At 55.4% G+C, this 21,063-nt stretch carries 23 protein-coding genes; all 23 read left to right on the top strand.

Going from position 1 to position 21,063, the window contains the following annotated elements:
- Positions 1-108 precede the first annotated feature (108 nt).
- The 23 genes from rplJ to rpsN all read left to right on the top strand — a co-directional run bounded on the left by rplJ (position 109) and on the right by rpsN (position 20,902).
- Positions 109-609 carry a 50S ribosomal protein L10 gene (gene rplJ / locus ACA058_RS27885; RefSeq protein ID WP_421137846.1) on the top strand — a complete coding sequence of 167 codons (501 nt, stop codon included), beginning with the start codon at positions 109-111 and terminating at the stop codon, positions 607-609.
- Positions 610-684: 75 nt separating this feature from the next.
- Positions 685-1,050: a 50S ribosomal protein L7/L12 gene (gene rplL / locus ACA058_RS27880; protein ID WP_497636788.1), complete on the top strand. Its 366-nt coding sequence runs from the start codon at positions 685-687 to the stop codon at positions 1,048-1,050.
- A gap of 220 nt (positions 1,051-1,270) precedes the next feature.
- Positions 1,271-5,344, top strand: a complete 4,074-nt coding sequence (gene rpoB, locus ACA058_RS27875; protein ID WP_497636787.1) for a DNA-directed RNA polymerase subunit beta — start codon at positions 1,271-1,273, stop codon at positions 5,342-5,344.
- A gap of 64 nt (positions 5,345-5,408) precedes the next feature.
- Positions 5,409-9,608 carry a DNA-directed RNA polymerase subunit beta' gene (rpoC, locus tag ACA058_RS27870; protein WP_497636786.1) on the top strand — a complete coding sequence of 1,400 codons (4,200 nt, stop codon included), beginning with the start codon at positions 5,409-5,411 and terminating at the stop codon, positions 9,606-9,608.
- Between the two features lie 215 nt (positions 9,609-9,823).
- Positions 9,824-10,195, top strand: coding sequence for a 30S ribosomal protein S12 (rpsL, locus tag ACA058_RS27865; protein ID WP_003186084.1), 372 nt, complete (start codon positions 9,824-9,826; stop codon positions 10,193-10,195).
- A gap of 119 nt (positions 10,196-10,314) precedes the next feature.
- On the top strand, positions 10,315-10,785 hold the full coding sequence (gene rpsG / locus ACA058_RS27860) for a 30S ribosomal protein S7 (RefSeq protein ID WP_002555493.1): 471 nt from the start codon (positions 10,315-10,317) through the stop codon (positions 10,783-10,785).
- 30 nt (positions 10,786-10,815) lie between these two features.
- A complete protein-coding gene (gene fusA / locus ACA058_RS27855) occupies positions 10,816-12,921 on the top strand; it encodes an elongation factor G (RefSeq protein WP_497636785.1) in 2,106 nt (701 codons plus the stop codon).
- Between the two features lie 31 nt (positions 12,922-12,952).
- The gene (gene tuf, locus ACA058_RS27850; protein ID WP_497636784.1) at positions 12,953-14,146 is read left to right on the top strand and encodes an elongation factor Tu; all 1,194 of its coding nucleotides are present in this window, start codon (positions 12,953-12,955) and stop codon (positions 14,144-14,146) included.
- A 157-nt stretch (positions 14,147-14,303) separates the two neighbouring features.
- The gene (rpsJ, locus tag ACA058_RS27845; protein ID WP_003186070.1) at positions 14,304-14,615 is read left to right on the top strand and encodes a 30S ribosomal protein S10; all 312 of its coding nucleotides are present in this window, start codon (positions 14,304-14,306) and stop codon (positions 14,613-14,615) included.
- 80 nt (positions 14,616-14,695) lie between these two features.
- Complete coding sequence (gene rplC / locus ACA058_RS27840; RefSeq protein ID WP_003186059.1) at positions 14,696-15,331, top strand: 50S ribosomal protein L3; 636 nt, start codon at positions 14,696-14,698, stop codon at positions 15,329-15,331.
- 12 nt (positions 15,332-15,343) lie between these two features.
- The gene (rplD, locus tag ACA058_RS27835; protein ID WP_003228735.1) at positions 15,344-15,946 is read left to right on the top strand and encodes a 50S ribosomal protein L4; all 603 of its coding nucleotides are present in this window, start codon (positions 15,344-15,346) and stop codon (positions 15,944-15,946) included.
- Positions 15,943-16,242 (top strand): 50S ribosomal protein L23, encoded by a 300-nt coding sequence (rplW, locus tag ACA058_RS27830; RefSeq protein ID WP_002555488.1) that lies wholly within the window; start codon positions 15,943-15,945, stop codon positions 16,240-16,242. The genes rplD and rplW overlap by 4 nt, the downstream gene beginning before the upstream one ends.
- Before the next feature lie 14 nt (positions 16,243-16,256).
- Positions 16,257-17,081, top strand: coding sequence for a 50S ribosomal protein L2 (gene rplB / locus ACA058_RS27825; RefSeq protein WP_008030897.1), 825 nt, complete (start codon positions 16,257-16,259; stop codon positions 17,079-17,081).
- Between the two features lie 16 nt (positions 17,082-17,097).
- Complete coding sequence (gene rpsS, locus ACA058_RS27820; RefSeq protein ID WP_002555486.1) at positions 17,098-17,373, top strand: 30S ribosomal protein S19; 276 nt, start codon at positions 17,098-17,100, stop codon at positions 17,371-17,373.
- A gap of 11 nt (positions 17,374-17,384) precedes the next feature.
- Complete coding sequence (gene rplV, locus ACA058_RS27815; protein ID WP_003103908.1) at positions 17,385-17,717, top strand: 50S ribosomal protein L22; 333 nt, start codon at positions 17,385-17,387, stop codon at positions 17,715-17,717.
- Positions 17,718-17,730: 13 nt separating this feature from the next.
- Positions 17,731-18,417, top strand: a complete 687-nt coding sequence (gene rpsC / locus ACA058_RS27810) for a 30S ribosomal protein S3 (protein ID WP_003176422.1) — start codon at positions 17,731-17,733, stop codon at positions 18,415-18,417.
- Between the two features lie 12 nt (positions 18,418-18,429).
- Entirely contained in the window at positions 18,430-18,843 is a 414-nt protein-coding gene (rplP, locus tag ACA058_RS27805; protein ID WP_007943783.1) for a 50S ribosomal protein L16, read from the top strand.
- Complete coding sequence (gene rpmC / locus ACA058_RS27800) at positions 18,843-19,034, top strand: 50S ribosomal protein L29 (protein ID WP_008030901.1); 192 nt, start codon at positions 18,843-18,845, stop codon at positions 19,032-19,034. The genes rplP and rpmC overlap by 1 nt, the downstream gene beginning before the upstream one ends.
- Positions 19,035-19,036: 2 nt before the next feature.
- A complete protein-coding gene (gene rpsQ / locus ACA058_RS27795; protein WP_003176419.1) occupies positions 19,037-19,303 on the top strand; it encodes a 30S ribosomal protein S17 in 267 nt (88 codons plus the stop codon).
- A 23-nt stretch (positions 19,304-19,326) separates the two neighbouring features.
- A complete protein-coding gene (gene rplN, locus ACA058_RS27790) occupies positions 19,327-19,695 on the top strand; it encodes a 50S ribosomal protein L14 (protein WP_002555479.1) in 369 nt (122 codons plus the stop codon).
- Between the two features lie 11 nt (positions 19,696-19,706).
- On the top strand, positions 19,707-20,021 hold the full coding sequence (gene rplX, locus ACA058_RS27785) for a 50S ribosomal protein L24 (protein WP_003176416.1): 315 nt from the start codon (positions 19,707-19,709) through the stop codon (positions 20,019-20,021).
- 22 nt (positions 20,022-20,043) lie between these two features.
- Positions 20,044-20,583 (top strand): 50S ribosomal protein L5, encoded by a 540-nt coding sequence (gene rplE, locus ACA058_RS27780; RefSeq protein ID WP_003176415.1) that lies wholly within the window; start codon positions 20,044-20,046, stop codon positions 20,581-20,583.
- A 13-nt stretch (positions 20,584-20,596) separates the two neighbouring features.
- Positions 20,597-20,902 carry a 30S ribosomal protein S14 gene (gene rpsN / locus ACA058_RS27775; RefSeq protein WP_003176414.1) on the top strand — a complete coding sequence of 102 codons (306 nt, stop codon included), beginning with the start codon at positions 20,597-20,599 and terminating at the stop codon, positions 20,900-20,902.
- Positions 20,903-21,063 lie beyond the last annotated feature (161 nt).

The following is a 21,063-nucleotide window of genomic DNA, read 5'->3' as shown; positions in this document are numbered from 1 at the left end:
TAAACCACAAGCCTACGCAGATGGTGCTCCCGGTTCCTTACCGAATCAGACACCAAAACGACATTCGGTTTCGATCGAATGAAACGGTAACAAGCAGGAGTTAAACCCGTGGCAATTAAACTCGAAGACAAGAAGGCCATCGTCGCTGAAGTCAACGAGGCTGCCAAAGTCGCTCTGTCCGCTGTCGTGGCTGATGCCCGTGGCGTAACAGTAGGCGCGATGACCGGACTCCGTAAAGAGGCTCGTGAAGCTGGCGTTTACGTACGTGTTGTACGTAACACCCTGCTCAAGCGCGCCGTTGCTGACACTGAATTCAGTGTCCTCAACGACGTGTTCACTGGCCCTACCCTGATTGCCTTCTCCAAGGAACATCCAGGCGCTGCTGCCCGGATTTTCAAAGAGTTCGCAAAGGGTCAGGACAAGTTCGAGATCAAGGCAGCTGCGTTCGAGGGCAAGTTCCTCGCAGCTAACCAAATCGACGTACTGGCAACTCTGCCGACCCGTGACGAAGCAATTTCTCAGCTGATGAGCGTGATTCAAGGCGCTACCAGCAAATTGGCTCGTACTCTGGCGGCAATTCGCGACCAAAAAGAAGCAGTCGCAGCCTAAAGCTCGTCTCCTTCTCGCGTTTTTTGTTAATTTCGATGGTCGCGTAGGCCGTCCCCCAATTCAGGAATTAGATTCATGTCTATCTCTCAAGACGATATCCTCAACGCCGTAGCTGAAATGTCGGTTATCCAGGTTGTTGAGCTGATCAAAGCCTTCGAAGAAAAATTCGGCGTTACCGCTGCTGCTGCATCGGCTGGTCCAGCTGCTGCTGCCGCCGTTGTTGAAGAACAAACTGAATTCAACGTCATGCTGCTGGAAGCTGGCGAGAAGAAAGTTAACGTGATCAAGGCAGTACGTGAACTGACCGGTCTGGGCCTGAAAGAAGCCAAGGCTGTAGTTGACGGCGCTCCTGCCATGGTTCTGGAAGCTGTTGCCAAAGACGCAGCTGACAAAGCCAAAGCAACTCTGGAAGAAGCAGGCGCTAAAGTCGAGCTGAAGTAAGCTTCGACTTTGCGTCTCCAGCCCGAGCGTTAAGCGACAGGCTGATGGCTGGTGGCTCTTGCCACCGGCCTTTTTCCGTTATTGGCAGCCGACTGGGTCGGTGCCGGTAACGAGCTGTAACCACCCGATGCGGTGGCGCAAACCATGGGGTTTGCACGATTTTCTGGCTGCTCCCGTCGGGAGGGGCCAAACAAGCAGGTGACCAAGCTGGGGAACGCTGATGGCTTACTCATATACTGAGAAAAAACGTATCCGCAAGGACTTTAGCAAGTTGCCGGACGTCATGGATGTGCCGTATCTCCTGGCAATCCAGCTGGATTCGTATCGTGAATTCTTGCAGGCGGGAGCGACTAAAGATCAGTTCCGCGACGTGGGCCTGCATGCGGCCTTCAAATCCGTTTTCCCGATCATCAGCTACTCCGGCAATGCTGCGCTGGAGTACGTCGGTTATCGCCTGGGCGAACCGGCATTTGATGTCAAAGAATGCGTGTTGCGCGGTGTAACTTACGCCGTACCTTTGCGGGTAAAGGTGCGCCTGATCATTTTCGACAAAGAATCGTCGAACAAAGCGATCAAGGACATCAAAGAGCAAGAAGTCTACATGGGTGAAATCCCCCTGATGACTGAAAACGGTACCTTCGTAATCAACGGTACCGAGCGTGTAATCGTTTCCCAGCTGCACCGTTCTCCGGGCGTGTTCTTCGATCACGACCGTGGCAAGACGCACAGCTCCGGTAAACTGCTGTACTCCGCGCGCATCATTCCTTACCGCGGTTCGTGGCTGGACTTCGAGTTCGACCCGAAAGACTGCGTATTCGTGCGTATCGACCGTCGTCGCAAGCTGCCTGCATCGGTACTGCTGCGCGCGCTCGGCTATACCACTGAAGAAGTGCTGGACGCGTTCTACACCACCAACGTATTCCACGTTAAGGGCGAGACCCTGAGCCTGGAGCTGGTGCCTCAGCGCCTGCGCGGTGAAATCGCTGTCCTCGATATCCAGGATGAAAAAGGCAAGGTTATTGTCGAGCAGGGTCGTCGTATCACTGCTCGCCACATCAACCAGCTGGAAAAAGCCGGGATCAAAGAGCTGGATGTGCCTCTGGACTACGTTCTGGGTCGCACAACCGCCAAGGTCATCGTGCATCCGGCAACCGGCGAAATCCTGGCAGAGTGCAACACCGAGCTGAACACCGAGATCCTGGCAAAAATCGCCAAGGCTCAGGTAGTTCGCATCGAAACTCTGTACACCAACGATATCGACTGCGGTCCGTTCGTCTCCGACACACTGAAGATCGACTCCACCAGCAACCAATTGGAAGCGCTGGTCGAGATCTATCGCATGATGCGTCCAGGCGAGCCGCCAACCAAAGACGCTGCCGAGACCCTGTTCAACAACCTGTTCTTCAGCCCTGAGCGCTATGACCTGTCTGCGGTCGGCCGGATGAAGTTCAACCGTCGTATCGGTCGTACCGAGATCGAAGGTTCGGGCGTGCTGTGCAAGGAAGACATCGTCGCGGTACTGAAGACCCTGGTCGACATCCGTAACGGCAAAGGCATCGTCGATGACATCGACCACCTGGGTAACCGTCGTGTTCGCTGCGTAGGCGAAATGGCCGAGAACCAGTTCCGCGTTGGCCTGGTACGTGTTGAGCGTGCGGTCAAAGAGCGTCTGTCGATGGCTGAAAGCGAAGGCCTGATGCCGCAAGACCTGATCAACGCCAAGCCAGTGGCTGCGGCGGTGAAAGAGTTCTTCGGTTCCAGCCAGCTGTCCCAGTTCATGGACCAGAACAACCCGCTGTCCGAGATCACCCACAAGCGTCGTGTCTCCGCACTCGGCCCTGGCGGTCTTACTCGTGAGCGTGCCGGCTTTGAAGTTCGTGACGTACACCCGACGCACTACGGTCGTGTTTGCCCGATCGAAACGCCGGAAGGTCCGAACATCGGTCTGATCAACTCGCTGGCCGCCTATGCGCGCACCAACCAGTACGGCTTCCTCGAGAGCCCGTACCGCGTGGTGAAAGACGCTCTGGTCACCGACGAGATTGTGTTCCTGTCCGCCATCGAAGAAGCCGATCACGTGATCGCTCAGGCTTCGGCCACGATGAACGACAAGAAAATCCTGATCGACGAGTTGGTAGCTGTTCGTCACCTGAACGAGTTCACCGTCAAGGCGCCGGAAGACGTCACCTTGATGGACGTATCGCCGAAGCAGGTAGTTTCGGTTGCAGCGTCGCTGATCCCGTTCCTCGAGCACGACGACGCCAACCGTGCGTTGATGGGTTCGAACATGCAGCGTCAAGCTGTACCGACCCTGCGCGCTGACAAGCCGCTGGTAGGTACCGGCATGGAGCGTAACGTAGCCCGTGACTCCGGCGTTTGCGTCGTGGCTCGTCGTGGCGGCGTGATCGACTCCGTCGACGCCAGCCGTATCGTGGTTCGTGTTGCCGATGACGAAGTTGAAACCGGTGAAGCCGGTGTCGACATCTACAACTTGACCAAATACACCCGCTCCAACCAGAACACCTGCATCAACCAGCGTCCGCTGGTGCGTAAAGGTGATCGGGTTCAGCGTAGCGACATCATGGCCGACGGTCCGTCCACCGATATGGGTGAACTGGCTCTGGGTCAGAACATGCGCATCGCGTTCATGGCATGGAACGGCTTCAACTTCGAAGACTCCATCTGCCTGTCCGAGCGTGTTGTTCAGGAAGACCGTTTCACCACGATCCACATTCAGGAACTGACCTGTGTGGCCCGTGACACCAAGCTTGGCCCAGAGGAAATCACTGCGGACATCCCGAACGTGGGTGAGGCTGCACTGAACAAGCTGGACGAAGCCGGTATCGTTTACGTAGGTGCTGAAGTTGGCGCAGGCGACATCCTGGTCGGCAAGGTCACTCCGAAAGGCGAGACCCAACTGACTCCGGAAGAAAAACTGCTGCGTGCGATCTTCGGTGAAAAAGCCAGCGACGTTAAAGACACCTCCCTGCGTGTACCTACCGGTACCAAAGGTACTGTCATCGACGTGCAGGTCTTCACCCGCGATGGCGTTGAGCGTGATGCTCGTGCCCTGTCGATCGAGAAATCCCAGCTGGACGAGATCCGCAAGGACCTGAACGAAGAGTTCCGTATCGTTGAAGGTGCTACTTTCGAACGTCTGCGTTCCGCTCTGGTCGGCCACAAAGCCGAAGGCGGTGCCGGTCTGAAGAAAGGTCAGGACATCACCGACGAAGTTCTCGACGGTCTTGAGCACGGCCAGTGGTTCAAACTGCGCATGGCTGAAGATGCTCTGAACGAGCAGCTCGAGAAGGCTCAGGCCTACATCGTTGATCGTCGCCGTCTGCTGGACGACAAGTTCGAAGACAAGAAGCGCAAACTGCAGCAGGGCGATGACCTGGCTCCAGGCGTGCTGAAAATCGTCAAGGTTTACCTGGCAATCCGTCGTCGCATCCAGCCGGGCGACAAGATGGCCGGTCGTCACGGTAACAAGGGTGTGGTCTCCGTGATCATGCCGGTTGAAGACATGCCGCACGATGCCAATGGCACCCCGGTCGACGTCGTCCTCAACCCGTTGGGCGTACCTTCGCGTATGAACGTCGGTCAGATCCTCGAAACCCACCTGGGCCTCGCGGCCAAAGGTCTGGGCGAGAAGATCAACCGCATGGTTGAAGAGCAGCGTAAAGTTGCCGAGCTACGTAAGTTCCTGCACGAGATCTACAACGAGATCGGCGGTCGTCAGGAAAGCCTCGATGACTTCTCAGACCAGGAAATTCTGGATCTGGCTCAAAACCTGCGTGGCGGCGTTCCGATGGCCACTCCAGTGTTCGACGGCGCCAAGGAAAGCGAAATCAAGGCCATGCTGAAACTGGCAGACCTGCCAGAAAGCGGGCAGATGCAGCTGACTGACGGCCGTACCGGCAACAAGTTCGAGCGCCCGGTTACCGTTGGCTACATGTACATGCTGAAGCTGAACCACTTGGTAGACGACAAGATGCACGCGCGTTCTACCGGTTCGTACAGCCTGGTTACCCAGCAGCCGCTGGGTGGTAAGGCGCAGTTCGGTGGTCAGCGTTTCGGGGAGATGGAGGTCTGGGCACTGGAAGCATACGGTGCCGCTTACACTCTGCAAGAAATGCTCACAGTGAAGTCGGACGATGTGAACGGCCGTACCAAGATGTACAAGAACATCGTGGATGGCGATCACCGTATGGAGCCGGGCATGCCCGAGTCCTTCAACGTGTTGATCAAGGAAATTCGTTCCCTCGGCATCGATATCGATCTGGAAACCGAATAACACGTGACGCGAATCGAGAGCGGGGCTGGATTGCCCGCTCTCTGCTCCGCCAGGAGGAAAGGCCTTGAAAGACCTACTGAATTTGCTGAAAAACCAGGGTCAAGTCGAAGAGTTCGACGCCATCCGTATCGGATTGGCATCGCCTGAGATGATCCGTTCGTGGTCGTTCGGTGAAGTTAAAAAGCCGGAAACCATCAACTACCGTACGTTCAAACCTGAGCGTGACGGCCTGTTCTGCGCCAAGATCTTTGGCCCGGTAAAGGATTACGAGTGCCTGTGCGGTAAGTACAAGCGCTTGAAGCACCGTGGTGTGATCTGCGAGAAGTGCGGCGTTGAAGTCGCGCTGGCAAAAGTTCGTCGTGAGCGCATGGCGCACATCGAACTGGCCTCGCCAGTTGCCCACATCTGGTTTCTGAAGTCGCTGCCGTCGCGTATCGGCTTGCTGATGGACATGACCCTGCGTGATATCGAACGCGTTCTCTACTTTGAGAGCTACGTTGTTATCGATCCAGGCATGACCACCCTTGAAAAAGGTCAGCTGCTGAACGACGAGCAGTACTTCGAAGCGCTGGAAGAGTTCGGCGACGATTTCGATGCCCGCATGGGTGCTGAAGCTGTCCGCGAACTGCTGCACGCTATCGACCTGGAACACGAGATTGGCCGTCTGCGTGAAGAGATTCCGCAAACCAACTCCGAAACCAAGATCAAGAAGCTGTCCAAGCGTCTGAAGTTGATGGAAGCCTTCCAGGGTTCCGGCAACCTGCCAGAGTGGATGGTGCTGACCGTTCTGCCGGTTCTGCCGCCAGATCTGCGTCCACTGGTCCCGCTGGATGGCGGTCGCTTCGCGACTTCCGACCTCAACGATCTGTATCGTCGAGTGATCAACCGTAACAACCGTTTGAAGCGCCTGCTGGATCTGTCCGCTCCGGACATCATCGTGCGCAACGAAAAGCGTATGTTGCAGGAAGCTGTCGACGCACTGCTCGACAACGGTCGTCGTGGCCGCGCTATCACCGGTTCGAACAAGCGTCCTCTGAAATCCCTGGCTGACATGATCAAGGGTAAGCAGGGTCGTTTCCGTCAGAACTTGCTCGGTAAGCGTGTTGACTACTCCGGTCGTTCGGTAATTACCGTAGGTCCGACCCTGCGTCTGCACCAGTGCGGTCTGCCGAAGAAAATGGCTCTCGAGCTGTTCAAGCCGTTCATTTTCGGCAAGCTGGAAATGCGTGGTCTCGCGACCACCATCAAGGCTGCCAAGAAGATGGTTGAGCGCGAGCTGCCGGAAGTTTGGGACGTTCTCGCTGAAGTGATTCGCGAACACCCGGTTCTTCTCAACCGTGCACCGACCCTTCACCGTCTGGGTATCCAGGCGTTTGAACCGGTACTGATCGAAGGTAAGGCTATCCAGCTGCACCCGCTGGTCTGTGCTGCGTACAACGCCGACTTCGACGGCGACCAAATGGCCGTGCACGTACCGCTGACGCTGGAAGCCCAGCTCGAAGCGCGTGCGTTGATGATGTCGACCAACAACATTCTGTCGCCAGCCAACGGTGAGCCAATCATCGTTCCGTCGCAGGACGTTGTATTGGGTCTGTATTACATGACGCGTGAAGCGATCAACGCCAAGGGCGAAGGTCGTGTGTTCGCGGATCTGCAGGAAGTTGACCGTGTGTTCCGTGCCGGCGAAGCCGCACTGCACGCCAAGGTCAAAGTGCGGATCAACGAAACCGTCAACGACCGTGACGGTGGCAGCGTGAGCGGCACTCGTATCGTCGACACTACTGTTGGCCGTGCGTTGCTGTATCAAGTTGTGCCAAAAGGTCTGTCGTACGACGTCGTCAACCTGCCGATGAAGAAAAAGGCGATCTCCAAGCTGATCAACCAGTGCTACCGCGTGGTTGGTCTGAAAGAGACCGTGATCTTCGCTGACCAGTTGATGTACACCGGTTTTGCCTATTCGACCATTTCCGGCGTTTCCATCGGCGTTAACGACTTCGTTATCCCGGATGAAAAAGCCCGCATCATCGGTGCTGCCACCGACGAAGTGAAAGAGATCGAAAGTCAGTACGCCTCCGGCCTGGTAACCCAGGGCGAGAAGTACAACAAAGTGATCGACCTTTGGTCCAAGGCGAACGACGAAGTTTCCAAGGCGATGATGGCCAACCTCTCGAAAGAGAAAGTCATCGACCGTCATGGCGTCGAAGTCGACCAGGAATCCTTCAACTCGATGTACATGATGGCCGACTCGGGCGCACGGGGTTCTGCTGCGCAGATCCGTCAGCTCGCCGGTATGCGTGGCCTGATGGCCAAGCCGGACGGCTCCATCATCGAAACGCCGATTACTGCGAACTTCCGTGAAGGTTTGAGCGTACTCCAGTACTTCATCTCCACTCACGGTGCTCGTAAAGGTCTGGCGGATACCGCGTTGAAAACGGCGAACTCGGGTTATCTGACCCGTCGTCTGGTAGACGTGGCGCAAGACCTGGTTGTAACCGAGATCGATTGCGGCACCGAACACGGTCTGCTGATGACTCCGCACATTGAAGGCGGTGACGTTGTAGAGCCGTTGGGTGAGCGCGTATTGGGTCGTGTTATCGCCCGTGACGTATTCAAGCCAGGTACCGAGGACGTCATCGTTCCTGCCGGCACCCTGGTCGACGAGAAGTGGGTCGAGTTCATCGAGCTCAACAGCATCGACGAAGTGATCGTGCGTTCGCCGATCAGCTGCGAAACCCGTTTCGGTATCTGCGCCAAGTGCTACGGTCGCGATCTGGCTCGTGGTCACCAGGTGAACATCGGTGAAGCGGTCGGCGTTATCGCTGCCCAGTCCATCGGTGAGCCGGGTACCCAGCTGACGATGCGTACGTTCCACATCGGTGGTGCGGCAAGCCGGACCTCCGCAGCCGACAGCGTTCAGGTGAAGAATGGCGGTACCGTTCGTCTGCACAACCTGAAACACGTTGAGCGAGTGGATGGTTGCCTGGTTGCTGTGTCCCGTTCGGGTGAGCTGGCGATCGCAGATGACTTCGGTCGTGAGCGCGAGCGTTACAAGCTGCCGTACGGTGCTGTGATTTCGGTTAAAGAAGGTGACAAGGTCGACGCTGGCGCAATCGTGGCCAAGTGGGATCCGCACACTCACCCAATCGTTACCGAAATGAAAGGTACCGTGACCTACGTGGGCATGGAAGAAGGCATCACGATCAAGCGTCAGACTGACGAATTGACCGGTATGACCAACATTGAAGTACTCGACGCCAAAGACCGTCCAGCTGCCGGTAAAGATATCCGTCCTGCTGTGAAGATGGTTGATGACAACGGCAAGGATCTGTTGCTGCCAGGCACTGACGTTATCGCTCAGTACTTCCTGCCAGCCAACGCCCTGGTCGGTGTGGCGGACGGCGCGAAAATCGCGATCGGTGATGTTATCGCTCGTATTCCGCAAGAGACTTCGAAGACCCGTGACATCACCGGTGGTCTGCCGCGTGTTGCCGACTTGTTCGAAGCCCGTCGTCCGAAAGAAGCCTCGATTCTGGCTGAAGTCAGCGGCACCATCGCGTTCGGTAAAGAGACCAAGGGCAAGCGCCGTCTGGTTATCACCCCGAACGACGGTAGCGATCCGTACGAAGAGCTGATTCCGAAGTGGCGTCACCTGAACGTGTTCGAAGGCGAACAGGTAAACCGCGGCGAAGTTATCTCCGACGGCCCAAGCGATCCACACGACATCCTGCGTCTGCTGGGTGTGAGTGCGCTGGCCAAGTACATCGTCAACGAGATCCAGGACGTTTACCGTCTGCAAGGCGTGAAGATCAACGACAAGCACATCGAGACCATCCTGCGTCAGATGCTGCGTAAAGTTGAGATCGCTGAATCCGGCGATTCCAGTTTCATCAAGGGCGACCAGATGGAATTGACTCACGTTCTGGTTGAGAACGAGCGTTTGAGCGGCGAAGACAAATTCGTCTCCAAGTTCACTCGCGTTCTGCTGGGTATCACCAAGGCGTCGTTGTCCACCGAATCGTTCATCTCGGCGGCTTCCTTCCAGGAAACCACCCGTGTACTGACCGAGGCGGCGGTTACCGGCAAGCGCGACTACCTGCGCGGCCTGAAAGAAAACGTGGTCGTGGGTCGTCTGATCCCGGCCGGTACCGGTCTGGCTTATCACAGCGAGCGTAAGCGTCGCCGTGATGCAGACAAGCCGTTGCGCGTGAGCGCCAGTGAAGTGGAAGCTGCACTGACCGAAGCGCTGAACTCGAGCGGTAACTGAGTTCTGCGGTAAATGAGCTGAGGCCCTGGTCGCTCCGTTCATCGAATCGAGACAATTTGTCGAGGTTTGATGGGTGGGGAGGTCGGGGCCTTGCCTTGACTGGGGACAAGATCCTCTTTAGACTCTTGTACCCCTAAATTTGGCGGGAATTCGTTCCTGCCATTTTGCTTTTCTTGCAAGACAATAGCGTCGCAAGACAACAGTGGAGCTAGTAGATGGCAACTATCAACCAGCTGGTACGTCAGCCGCGTAAGCGTATCGTCGAGAAATCCGACGTGCCTGCGCTGCAGAACTGCCCGCAACGTCGTGGCGTGTGCACCCGTGTGTACACCACCACGCCGAAAAAACCTAACTCGGCACTGCGTAAAGTATGCCGTGTGCGCCTGACCAACGGTTTCGAGGTTTCCTCGTACATCGGCGGTGAAGGCCACAACCTGCAAGAGCACAGCGTGGTACTGATCCGCGGCGGTCGTGTAAAAGACTTGCCAGGTGTTCGTTACCACACCGTTCGCGGTTCGTTGGATACTTCCGGCGTTAAAGGTCGTAACCAGGGTCGTTCGAAGTACGGTACCAAGCGTCCGAAGTAATGGTCGCTTGCTGCAAAAAACTGATTTCTATTTTTCTGAGTCGATAAGAGTAAGGTCGGAGGCGTCCCGTAATGGGCACCGATTCCGAGCGAACCTGAAGACCGTTTGAGGGCTTATCCATGCCAAGAAGACGCGTAGCAGCCAAGCGCGAAGTGCTTGACGATCCAAAATACGGCAGCCAGATCCTGGCCAAGTTCATGAACCACGTGATGGAAAGCGGCAAGAAAGCCGTTGCCGAGCGTATCGTTTATGGCGCGCTGGAAAAGGTTAAAGAACGCAAGAACAGCGATCCCCTGGAAATCTTCGAGAAAGCTCTCGACGCCATCGCTCCGCTGGTCGAAGTAAAGTCGCGCCGTGTAGGCGGTGCTACTTACCAGGTTCCGGTCGAAGTTCGTCCGTCCCGTCGTAACGCTCTGGCAATGCGCTGGTTGGTAGACTTCGCCCGTAAGCGCGGCGAGAAGTCTATGGCTCTGCGTTTGGCTGGCGAACTGTTGGACGCCGCTGAAGGCAAAGGTGCTGCAGTTAAGAAGCGTGAAGACGTGCACCGTATGGCTGAAGCCAACAAGGCTTTCTCGCACTACCGCTTCTAATTTTAGCGTCACTCAATTTGCGAGGGCTTTATGGCTCGTACTACACCGATTAACCGCTACCGTAACATTGGTATCGTTGCTCACGTGGATGCTGGTAAAACCACCACCACCGAGCGCGTCCTTTTTTACACTGGCAAAAGCCACAAGATGGGCGAGGTGCATGACGGCGCCGCGACCACCGACTGGATGGTTCAGGAGCAGGAGCGTGGTATTACCATTACTTCTGCTGCTATTACCGCTTTCTGGCAGGGTTCTGCGAAGCAGCACAAGGACCAATACCGCTTCAACGTCATCGATACCCCGGGTCACGTAGACTTCACCATTGAAGTTGAACGTTCCCTGCGTGTGCTCGACGGCGCGGTCGTTGTGTTCTGCGGCACTTCCGGCGTTGAGCCTCAGTCCGAAACCGTATGGCGTCAAGCCAACAAATACGGTGTTCCACGTATCGTTTACGTGAACAAGATGGACCGTGCCGGTGCGAACTTCCTGCGCGTGATCGCTCAGATCAAGCAGCGTCTGGGTCACACCCCGGTGCCAATCCAGTTGGCTATCGGTTCCGAAGACAACTTCCAGGGTCAGATCGATCTGTTGACCATGGAAGCGGTTTACTGGAACGATGCTGACAAGGGCATGACTCCACGTCGCGAAGCCATCCCTGCTGAACTGCAGGAACTGGCTGAAGAGTGGCGCAGCAACATGGTTGAGGCTGCGGCCGAAGCCAGCGAAGAGCTGATGAACAAGTACCTCGAAGGCGAAGAGCTTTCCATCGAGGAAATCAAGGCCGCTCTGCGTCAGCGTACCATCGCTGGTGAGATCGTCCTGGCTGTTTGCGGTTCTTCCTTCAAGAACAAGGGTGTTCCCCTGGTTCTCGACGCCGTTATCGACTACCTGCCGGCTCCAACCGACATTCCTGCCATCAAGGGTACTGACCCGGATGACGAGGAAAAGCAGATGGAGCGTCATGCAGACGACAACGAGCCGTTCTCGGCTCTGGCGTTCAAGATCGCTACCGACCCATTCGTGGGTACCTTGACCTTCGTCCGCGTTTACTCGGGCGTGTTGGCCTCCGGCGACGGCGTGATCAACTCGGTTAAAGGTAAGAAAGAGCGCGTGGGTCGTATGGTGCAAATGCACGCAAACGCCCGCGAAGAGATCAAGGAAGTACGCGCTGGCGACATCGCGGCCCTGATCGGCATGAAGGACGTCACCACTGGTGAAACCTTGTGCAACGCTGACAAGCCAATCATCCTGGTTCGCATGGACTTCCCGGAGCCGGTTATTTCGGTTGCCGTAGAGCCTAAGACCAAGGATGACCAGGAAAAAATGGGTATCGCTCTGGGCAAACTTGCTCAAGAAGACCCTTCTTTCCGCGTCAAGACTGATGAAGAGACTGGTCAAACGATCATCTCTGGCATGGGCGAGTTGCACCTGGACATCCTGGTTGACCGGATGCGCCGTGAGTTCAACGTCGAAGCCAACATCGGTAAGCCTCAGGTTTCCTATCGTGAGCGCATCACGAAGAATTGTGAGATCGAAGGCAAGTTCGTTCGCCAATCCGGCGGTCGTGGCCAGTTCGGCCATTGCTGGATCCGCTTTGCTCCTGCTGACGAAGGTCAGGAAGGTCTGCAATTCGTGAACGAAGTGGTGGGTGGTGTGGTTCCTAAGGAATACATCCCGGCTATCCAGAAGGGTATCGAAGAGCAGATGAAGAACGGCGTTGTTGCCGGCTATCCGCTGATCGGCCTGAAGGCTACCGTGTTTGATGGTTCTTACCACGACGTCGACTCGAACGAGATGGCGTTTAAGGTGGCTGCTTCCATGGCGACCAAGCAACTGGCCCAGAAGGGCGGTGGTGAGTTGCTCGAGCCGATCATGGCGGTAGAGGTTGTTACGCCTGAAGACTATATGGGTGACGTGATGGGCGACCTTAACCGTCGTCGCGGCATGATTTTGGGTATGGAAGACACGGTCTCCGGCAAGGTAATTCGCGCCGAAGTTCCGCTGGGCGAGATGTTCGGTTATGCGACCGACGTTCGTTCCATGTCCCAGGGTCGCGCAAGCTACTCTATGGAATTCAAAAAATACAATACAGCTCCGTCGCACATCGTCGAAACTGTAACCAAAAAACAAGGCTGATTCAGCCCCTTTAGGCTAGGAGTTAATTGTCGTGGCTAAAGAAAAATTTGATCGTTCCCTTCCGCACGTCAACGTTGGCACCATCGGTCACGTTGACCACGGTAAAACCACTCTGACTGCTGCTCTGACCCGTGTTTGCTCCGAGGTTTTCGGTTCGGCAATCGTTGACTTCGACAAGATCGACAGCGCGCCAGAAGAAAAAGCTCGTGGTATCACGATCAACACCGCTCACGTTGAGTACAACTCGGCCATTCGTCACTACGCTCACGTTGACTGCCCAGGTCACGCTGACTACGTGAAGAACATGATCACCGGTGCTGCCCAGATGGACGGCGCGATCCTGGTTTGCTCGGCTGCTGATGGTCCGATGCCGCAAACCCGTGAGCACATCCTGCTGTCCCGCCAGGTAGGCGTTCCGTACATCGTGGTCTTCCTGAACAAGGCTGACCTGGTAGACGACGCTGAGCTGTTGGAACTGGTTGAGATGGAAGTGCGCGACCTGCTGAGCACTTACGACTTCCCGGGTGACGACACTCCGATCATCATCGGTTCTGCTCGTATGGCGCTGGAAGGCAAAGACGACAACGAAATGGGTACTACCGCTGTTAAGAAGCTGGTAGAGACTCTGGATAGCTACATCCCAGAACCAGTTCGTATGATCGACAAGCCATTCCTGATGCCAATCGAAGACGTATTCTCGATCTCGGGTCGTGGTACTGTTGTGACTGGTCGTATCGAGCGCGGTATCGTTCGCGTTCAAGATCCACTGGAAATCGTTGGTCTGCGTGACACTACCGTCACCACCTGCACCGGCGTTGAGATGTTCCGCAAGCTGCTCGACGAAGGTCGTGCTGGCGAGAACTGCGGCGTACTGCTGCGTGGCACCAAGCGTGACGACGTTGAGCGTGGTCAGGTTCTGGTTAAGCCTGGTTCGGTTAAGCCGCACACCAAGTTCACCGCAGAAGTTTACGTTCTGAGCAAGGAAGAAGGCGGTCGTCATACTCCGTTCTTCAAAGGCTACCGTCCACAGTTCTACTTCCGTACTACTGACGTGACCGGTAACTGCGAGCTGCCAGAAGGCGTTGAGATGGTAATGCCAGGTGATAACGTTCAAATGACCGTTACCCTGATCAAAACCATCGCAATGGAAGACGGTCTGCGCTTCGCTATCCGTGAAGGCGGCCGTACCGTTGGTGCTGGCGTTGTAGCTAAAATCATCGAGTAAGCTCTTTTCGAGTTCGCTTTGATGCTTTGAAAAGGCCCCCGCTCAGCGGGGGCCTTTTTTATTGGGTTGACACCTATATGGGGCGTCTATAGAATTGCGCCTCCTTTTAACGGGCGTATTGCGCTCGGTGGGAATAGCAGCCGGAGTCTGAAATCCAATGCAAAATCAGCAAATCCGTATCAGGTTGAAGGCTTTTGACCATCGCCTGATCGACCAATCCACCCAGGAAATCGTGGAAACCGCGAAGCGTACTGGTGCTCAAGTGCGTGGTCCAATTCCACTGCCTACCCGTAAAGAGCGGTTCACCGTTCTGGTCTCCCCGCACGTCAACAAAGACGCGCGTGACCAGTACGAGATCCGTACTCATAAGCGCGTTCTGGACATCGTCCAGCCAACGGATAAAACCGTTGATGCACTTATGAAGCTTGATCTTGCGGCCGGTGTGGAAGTGCAGATCAGCCTCGGCTAAGACTCGGTCTTAGTCGTGTAACGCTCTGAAATGGGCGGCCATAGCGGGTGAAAGCCCCGTACACTCATGAGGTTTACAACATGACTATTGGTGTAGTCGGTCGTAAATGCGGTATGACCCGTATTTTCACCGAAGAAGGTGTCTCCATTCCGGTCACGGTCATTGAGATCGAACCGAATCGCGTCACCCAGTTCAAAACTGAAGAGACCGATGGCTATCGTGCAGTGCAAGTCACTGTCGGCGAGCGTCGTGCTTCGCGTGTAACAGCAGCTCAGGCTGGCCACTTCGCTAAAGCGAACGTTGCCGCTGGTCGTACCGTAATGGAATTCCGCCTTGAAGAAGGCGAGTACCAGGCCGGCGATCTGATCAACGCTGAAATCTTCGCCGCTGGTCAACTGGTTGATGTAACCGGTCAGTCCAAGGGTAAAGGCTTCCAGGGTACGATCAAGCGTTGGAATTTCCGCGGGCAAGATAACACCCACGGTAACTCCGTATCCCACCGCGTTCCAGGCTCTATCGGCCAGTGCCAGACTCCTGGTCGTGTATTCAAGGGCAAAAAAATGTCCGGTCATATGGGCGCTGAGCGCGTGACCGTGCAGTCCCTCGAAGTAGTGCGCGTGGACGCTGAACGCAATCTGTTGTTGGTCAAGGGTGCTGTTCCTGGCGCTACTGGCGGCAACTTGGTTGTACGTCCAGCAGCCAAGGCTCGCGGTTAAGGGGAAGCTGACATGCAATTAAATGTAAATGACGCTCAAGCGATCGAAGTTTCCGAACTGACATTTGGCGGCGAATTCAACGAGACGCTGGTTCACCAAGCAGTCGTGGCCTACATGGCCGGCGGCCGTCAGGGTAGCAAGCAGCAGAAGACCCGTTCCGACGTTCGTGGTGGCGGTAAGCGCCCATGGCGTCAGAAAGGTACTGGCCGTGCTCGTGCCGGTACTATCCGTAGCCCAATCTGGCGTGGCGGCGGTACCACTTTCGCAGCTCGTCCTCAAGATCACTCCCAGAAGCTGAACAAGAAGATGTATCGCGCAGCAATGCGTTCCATCCTTGCTGAGCTGGTGCGTACTGATCGTCTGGTCGTGGTTCAGGATTTCGCCGTTGAAACGCCGAAAACCAAAGACCTGCTGGGCAAACTGAACAACATGAGCCTGACCGACGTTCTGATCGTGTCGGACGCTGTTGATCAGAACCTGTACCTGGCTGCTCGTAACCTGCCACACGTAGATGTACGTGACGTGCAAGGTTCCGATCCAGTTAGTCTGATCGCATACGACAAGGTGTTGATCACCGTGTCGGCCGTGAAGAAATTCGAGGAGCTGCTGGGATGAACCAGGAACGCGTATTTAAAGTTCTGCTTGGCCCGCACGTTTCCGAGAAGGCTACGGTTCTGGCAGACAAGAAAGGCCAGTTCGTTTTCAAGGTTGCTACTGATGCAACCAAGCTGGAAATCAAGAAGGCCGTCGAAAGCCTGTTCAGCGTGAAAGTAGAGCGTGTTACTACCCTGAATGTTCTGGGTAAGAGCAAGCGCACTGCTCGCGGTCTGGGCAAGCGTAATGACTGGAAGAAGGCAGTTATCTCCCTTCAGCCAGGCCAAGATCTCGATTTCAGCAGCAGTGCTGAGTAAGGAAGGGGTGCATCATGGCAATCGTTAAATGCAAACCGACTTCCCCTGGCCGCCGTCATGTGGTCAAGGTGGTCAACCAGGAGCTGCATAAAGGCGCTCCTCACGCACCGCTGCTCGAGAAGAAATCGAAGTCTGGTGGTCGTAACAACAATGGTCGTATTACCACTCGTCACATCGGTGGTGGCCATAAGCAGCATTATCGTCTGGTCGATTTCCGTCGCAACGACAAAGATGGCATTCCAGCCACTGTCGAGCGTATCGAATACGATCCAAACCGTACTGCTCACATTGCTCTTATGTTGTACGCAGACGGCGAACGCCGTTACATCATCGCCCCTAAAGGCGTGAACGCTGGCGACCAGCTGATTTCGGGTGCTTTGGCTCCGATCAAGCCAGGCAACCAGTTGCAACTGCGCAGCATTCCAGTTGGTAGTACCGTACACGGCATCGAATTGAAGCCAGGTAAAGGCGCGCAAATCGCTCGTTCCGCTGGTGCTTCGGCTCAGTTGATCGCTCGTGAAGGCGTGTACGTTACCCTGCGTCTGCGTTCCGGTGAAATGCGTAAAGTCCTGGCTGAATGCCGTGCGACCCTGGGCGAAGTCTCGAACTCCGAGCACAGCCTGCGTTCGCTGGGTAAAGCTGGTGCCAAACGCTGGCGTGGCGTTCGCCCAACCGTTCGTGGTGTTGCCATGAACCCGGTTGACCACCCACATGGTGGTGGTGAAGGTCGTACCTCTGGTGGTCGTCATCCGGTATCGCCATGGGGCTTCCCGACTAAGGGCGCGAAGACTCGTGGTAATAAGCGTACCGACAAAATGATCGTCCGTCGTCGCAAGTAAATAGAGGGATACGACAGTGCCACGTTCTCTGAAAAAAGGTCCTTTTATCGATCTTCACCTACTGAAGAAGATCGAAGTGGCGGCGGAAAAGAACGATCGCAAACCGGTGAAAACCTGGTCGCGTCGTTCGATGATCCTGCCACAAATGGTCGGTTTGACCATCGCAGTACACAACGGTCGTCAGCACGTCCCAGTTCTCGTGAACGAAGACATGGTCGGCCACAAACTGGGCGAGTTCGCCGGTACCCGCACTTATCGCGGGCACGTGGCAGACAAGAAAGCCAAGCGTTAAGGGGTTAGGAAATGGAAGTAGCCGCTAAGTTGTCGGGCGCTCGAATCTCCGCCCAGAAAGCCCGCTTGGTCGCCGACCAGATCCGCGGGAAGAAGGTGGGCGAAGCGCTCAACCTGTTGGCTTTCAGCAGTAAGAAAGCCGCCGAGATCATGAAGAAAGTGCTGGAGTCGGCCGTAGCCAACGCCGAGCATAACGAAGGCGCAGACGTTGATGACCTGAAGGTCAGCACCGTTTTCGTCAACGAAGGGCGTTCGCTGAAGCGCATCATGCCACGTGCCAAAGGCCGTGCTGATCGCATCGTCAAGCGGTCTTGCCATATCACTGTCAAGGTTGCTGACAAGTAACGGAGTCGAAGAGATGGGTCAGAAAGTACATCCCATTGGCATTCGCCTGGGAATCGTCAAGGAGCACACCTCCGTCTGGTACGCAGACGGTCGGACTTATGCGGACTACTTGTTCGCTGATCTGAAGGTGCGTGAGTATCTCCAAGACAAACTAAAAAGCGCGTCCGTAAGCCGTATCGATATCCATCGTCCGGCTCAAACAGCACGTATCACCATCCACACCGCTCGTCCAGGTATCGTTATCGGGAAGAAAGGTGAAGATGTTGAGAAACTGCGTCAGGACCTGACCAAGCAAATGGGTGTGCCTGTGCACATCAATATCGAAGAAATCCGCAAGCCGGAACTCGACGGTATGTTGGTTGCGCAGAGCGTAGCTCAGCAGCTGGAGCGTCGCGTAATGTTCCGTCGCGCTATGAAGCGCGCTGTACAGAACGCCATGCGCATTGGTGCCAAAGGCATCAAAATCCAAGTGAGCGGTCGTCTCGGCGGTGCTGAAATCGCACGTACTGAATGGTATCGCGAAGGTCGTGTGCCACTGCACACCCTGCGTGCCGACATCGACTATGCCAACTACGAAGCTCACACCACTTATGGTGTGATCGGTGTAAAGGTTTGGATCTTCAAAGGCGAAGTAATTGGTGGTCGCCAAGAAGAACTGAAACCACAAGCACCAGCGCCTCGTAAAAAAGCTGCTAAGTAAGGGGTACGCCAAATGTTGCAACCAAAGCGTACGAAGTTCCGCAAGCAGATGACTGGCCACAACCGTGGCTTGGCTCAGCGCGGTAGCAAAGTCAGCTTCGGCGAATATGCGCTGAAGTCTGTAGCTCGTGGTCGTCTCACCGCTCGTCAGATCGAGTCAGCGCGTCGTGCACTGACCCGTCACGTTAAACGTGGCGGCAAGATCTGGATCCGTGTATTCCCGGACAAGCCTATTTCCAAGAAGCCACTCGAAGTTCGGATGGGTAAAGGTAAAGGTAGCGTGGAATACTGGGTTGCCCAGATTCAGCCAGGCAAAGTCCTGTATGAAATCGAGGGTGTTTCTGAAGAGCTGGCGCGTGAGGCATTTGCCCTGGCTGCTGCAAAGCTGCCGCTCGCCACCGCCTTCGTTAAACGGACGGTGATGTGATGAAAGCGAACGAACTTCGTGAAAAAGACGCGCCGCAGCTTAACGAGCAACTGCTCGGCCTGCTGCGCGACCAGTTCAATCTGCGCATGCAGAAAGCAACTGGCCAGTTGGGGCAGTCTCACCTGCTCCGGCAAGTTAAGCGTGACATCGCTCGCGTGAAGACTGTGCTCAAACAGCAGGCAGGTAAGTAATCATGGCTGAAGCCGAAAAAACCGTCCGTACGCTGACTGGCCGTGTTGTCAGCGACAAAATGGACAAGACCATCACCGTTCTGATCGAGCGTCGCGTAAAGCACCCGATCTACGGTAAATACGTTAAGCGTTCGACTAAGCTGCACGCGCACGACGAAACCAATCAGTGCCACATCGGCGACAAAGTCACTATTCGTGAAACTCGTCCGCTGGCCAAGACCAAGTCTTGGGCACTGGTTGATGTTCTCGAACGCGCTGTGGAAGTCTAAGGACTAGGGGTCGGAGAAATTATATGATTCAGACTCAATCCATGCTCGATGTGGCCGATAACAGCGGCGCTCGCCGCGTTATGTGCATCAAGGTGCTGGGTGGCTCCCATCGTCGTTACGCTGGTATCGGTGACATCATCAAAGTTACCGTGAAGGAAGCAATTCCTCGCGGTAAAGTGAAAAAAGGCCAAGTGATGACTGCTGTTGTAGTCCGCACTCGTCACGGCGTACGTCGTGCTGATGGCTCCATTATCCGCTTTGATGGCAACGCTGCTGTTCTTCTGAACAACAAGCAAGAGCCGATCGGCACCCGTATCTTTGGGCCAGTGACCCGTGAACTTCGTACTGAGAAGTTCATGAAGATCGTCTCGCTCGCCCCAGAAGTGCTGTAAGGAGATCCGACATGCAAAAGATTCGTCGTGACGACGAGATCATCGTGATCGCCGGCAAAGACAAAGGTAAGCGCGGTAAGGTGCTTAAGGTTCTCGCTAATAACCGTTTGGTTATCGGCGGTCTGAACCTGGTCAAGCGTCATACCAAGCCTAACCCGATGTCGGGCGTACAAGGCGGTATCGTCGAAAAAGAAGCTCCACTGGACGCTTCTAACGTCGCCATTTTCAACGGCGAAACCAACAAGGCTGATCGCGTTGGTTTCAAAGTAGAAGACGGCAAGAAAATTCGTGTCTTCAAGTCGACCCAAAAAGCGGTTGATGCTTGAACACTGCTAGGTAGATGAGACCATGGCACGACTAAAAGAGATTTACTGGAAAGAAATCGCACCGAAGCTTAAGGAAGAACTTAAGCTTTCGAACGTGATGGAAGTTCCACGCGTTACAAAAATCACCCTGAACATGGGTCTGGGCGAAGCGGTCGGTGACAAAAAAGTCATCGAGCACGCTGTTGCCGACCTGGAAAAGATCACCGGTCAGAAAGTCGTTGTGACTTACGCTCGGAAATCCATCGCTGGCTTTAAAGTCCGTGAAGGTTGGCCGATCGGCGTCAAAGTGACCCTGCGCCGTGAGCGTATGTACGAATTCCTGGATCGTCTGCTGTCGATCTCCCTGCCTCGGGTCCGCGACTTCCGCGGCCTGAATGCCAAGTCCTTCGATGGTCGTGGTAACTACAGCATGGGCGTTAAAGAGCAGATCATCTTCCCGGAAATCGACTACGACAAGATCGATGCTCTCCGCGGTCTGGACATTACCCTGACCACCACTGCCAAGAACGATGATGAAGGCCGCGCTCTGCTGCGTGCGTTCAAATTCCCGTTCCGCAACTGATTGGAGTAGGACCATGGCCAAGATGAGCATGAAAAACCGCGAGCTGAAGCGTCAGCTCACGGTTGCCAAGTACGCCAAGAAGCGTGCAGCACTGAAAGCTATCATCGTTGATCTGAACGCAAGTCCAGAAGCACGTTGGGAAGCTACAGTAGCCCTGCAGAAGCAGCCACGTGACGCAAGCGCTTCGCGCATGCGTAACCGCTGCCGCCTGACCGGTCGTCCACACGGCGTTTACCGCAAGTTCGGCCTCGGCCGTAACAAACTGCGTGAAGCAGCAATGCGTGGTGACGTACCAGGTCTGGTTAAAGCTAGCTGGTAAGTACTGTCAAAGTCTCGGTGCAAAGGTTCGCGAGAACCTGACCACCGGTGGCCTTGAATCTGAATCAAGCCCCTTTTGGGGCTTGATTCATTTCTGGGGTGTGTCTAGAATACCCGGCTCGCCTGAGCCCGTGTTTTTTATACCCGGAGATTCTCGGCGAC

It is taken from the genome of Pseudomonas sp. LBUM1649 (assembly GCF_059716155.1).
Note: the sequence above shows the minus strand (reverse complement) of the source record. Positions and strands in the feature narration are given on the sequence as shown.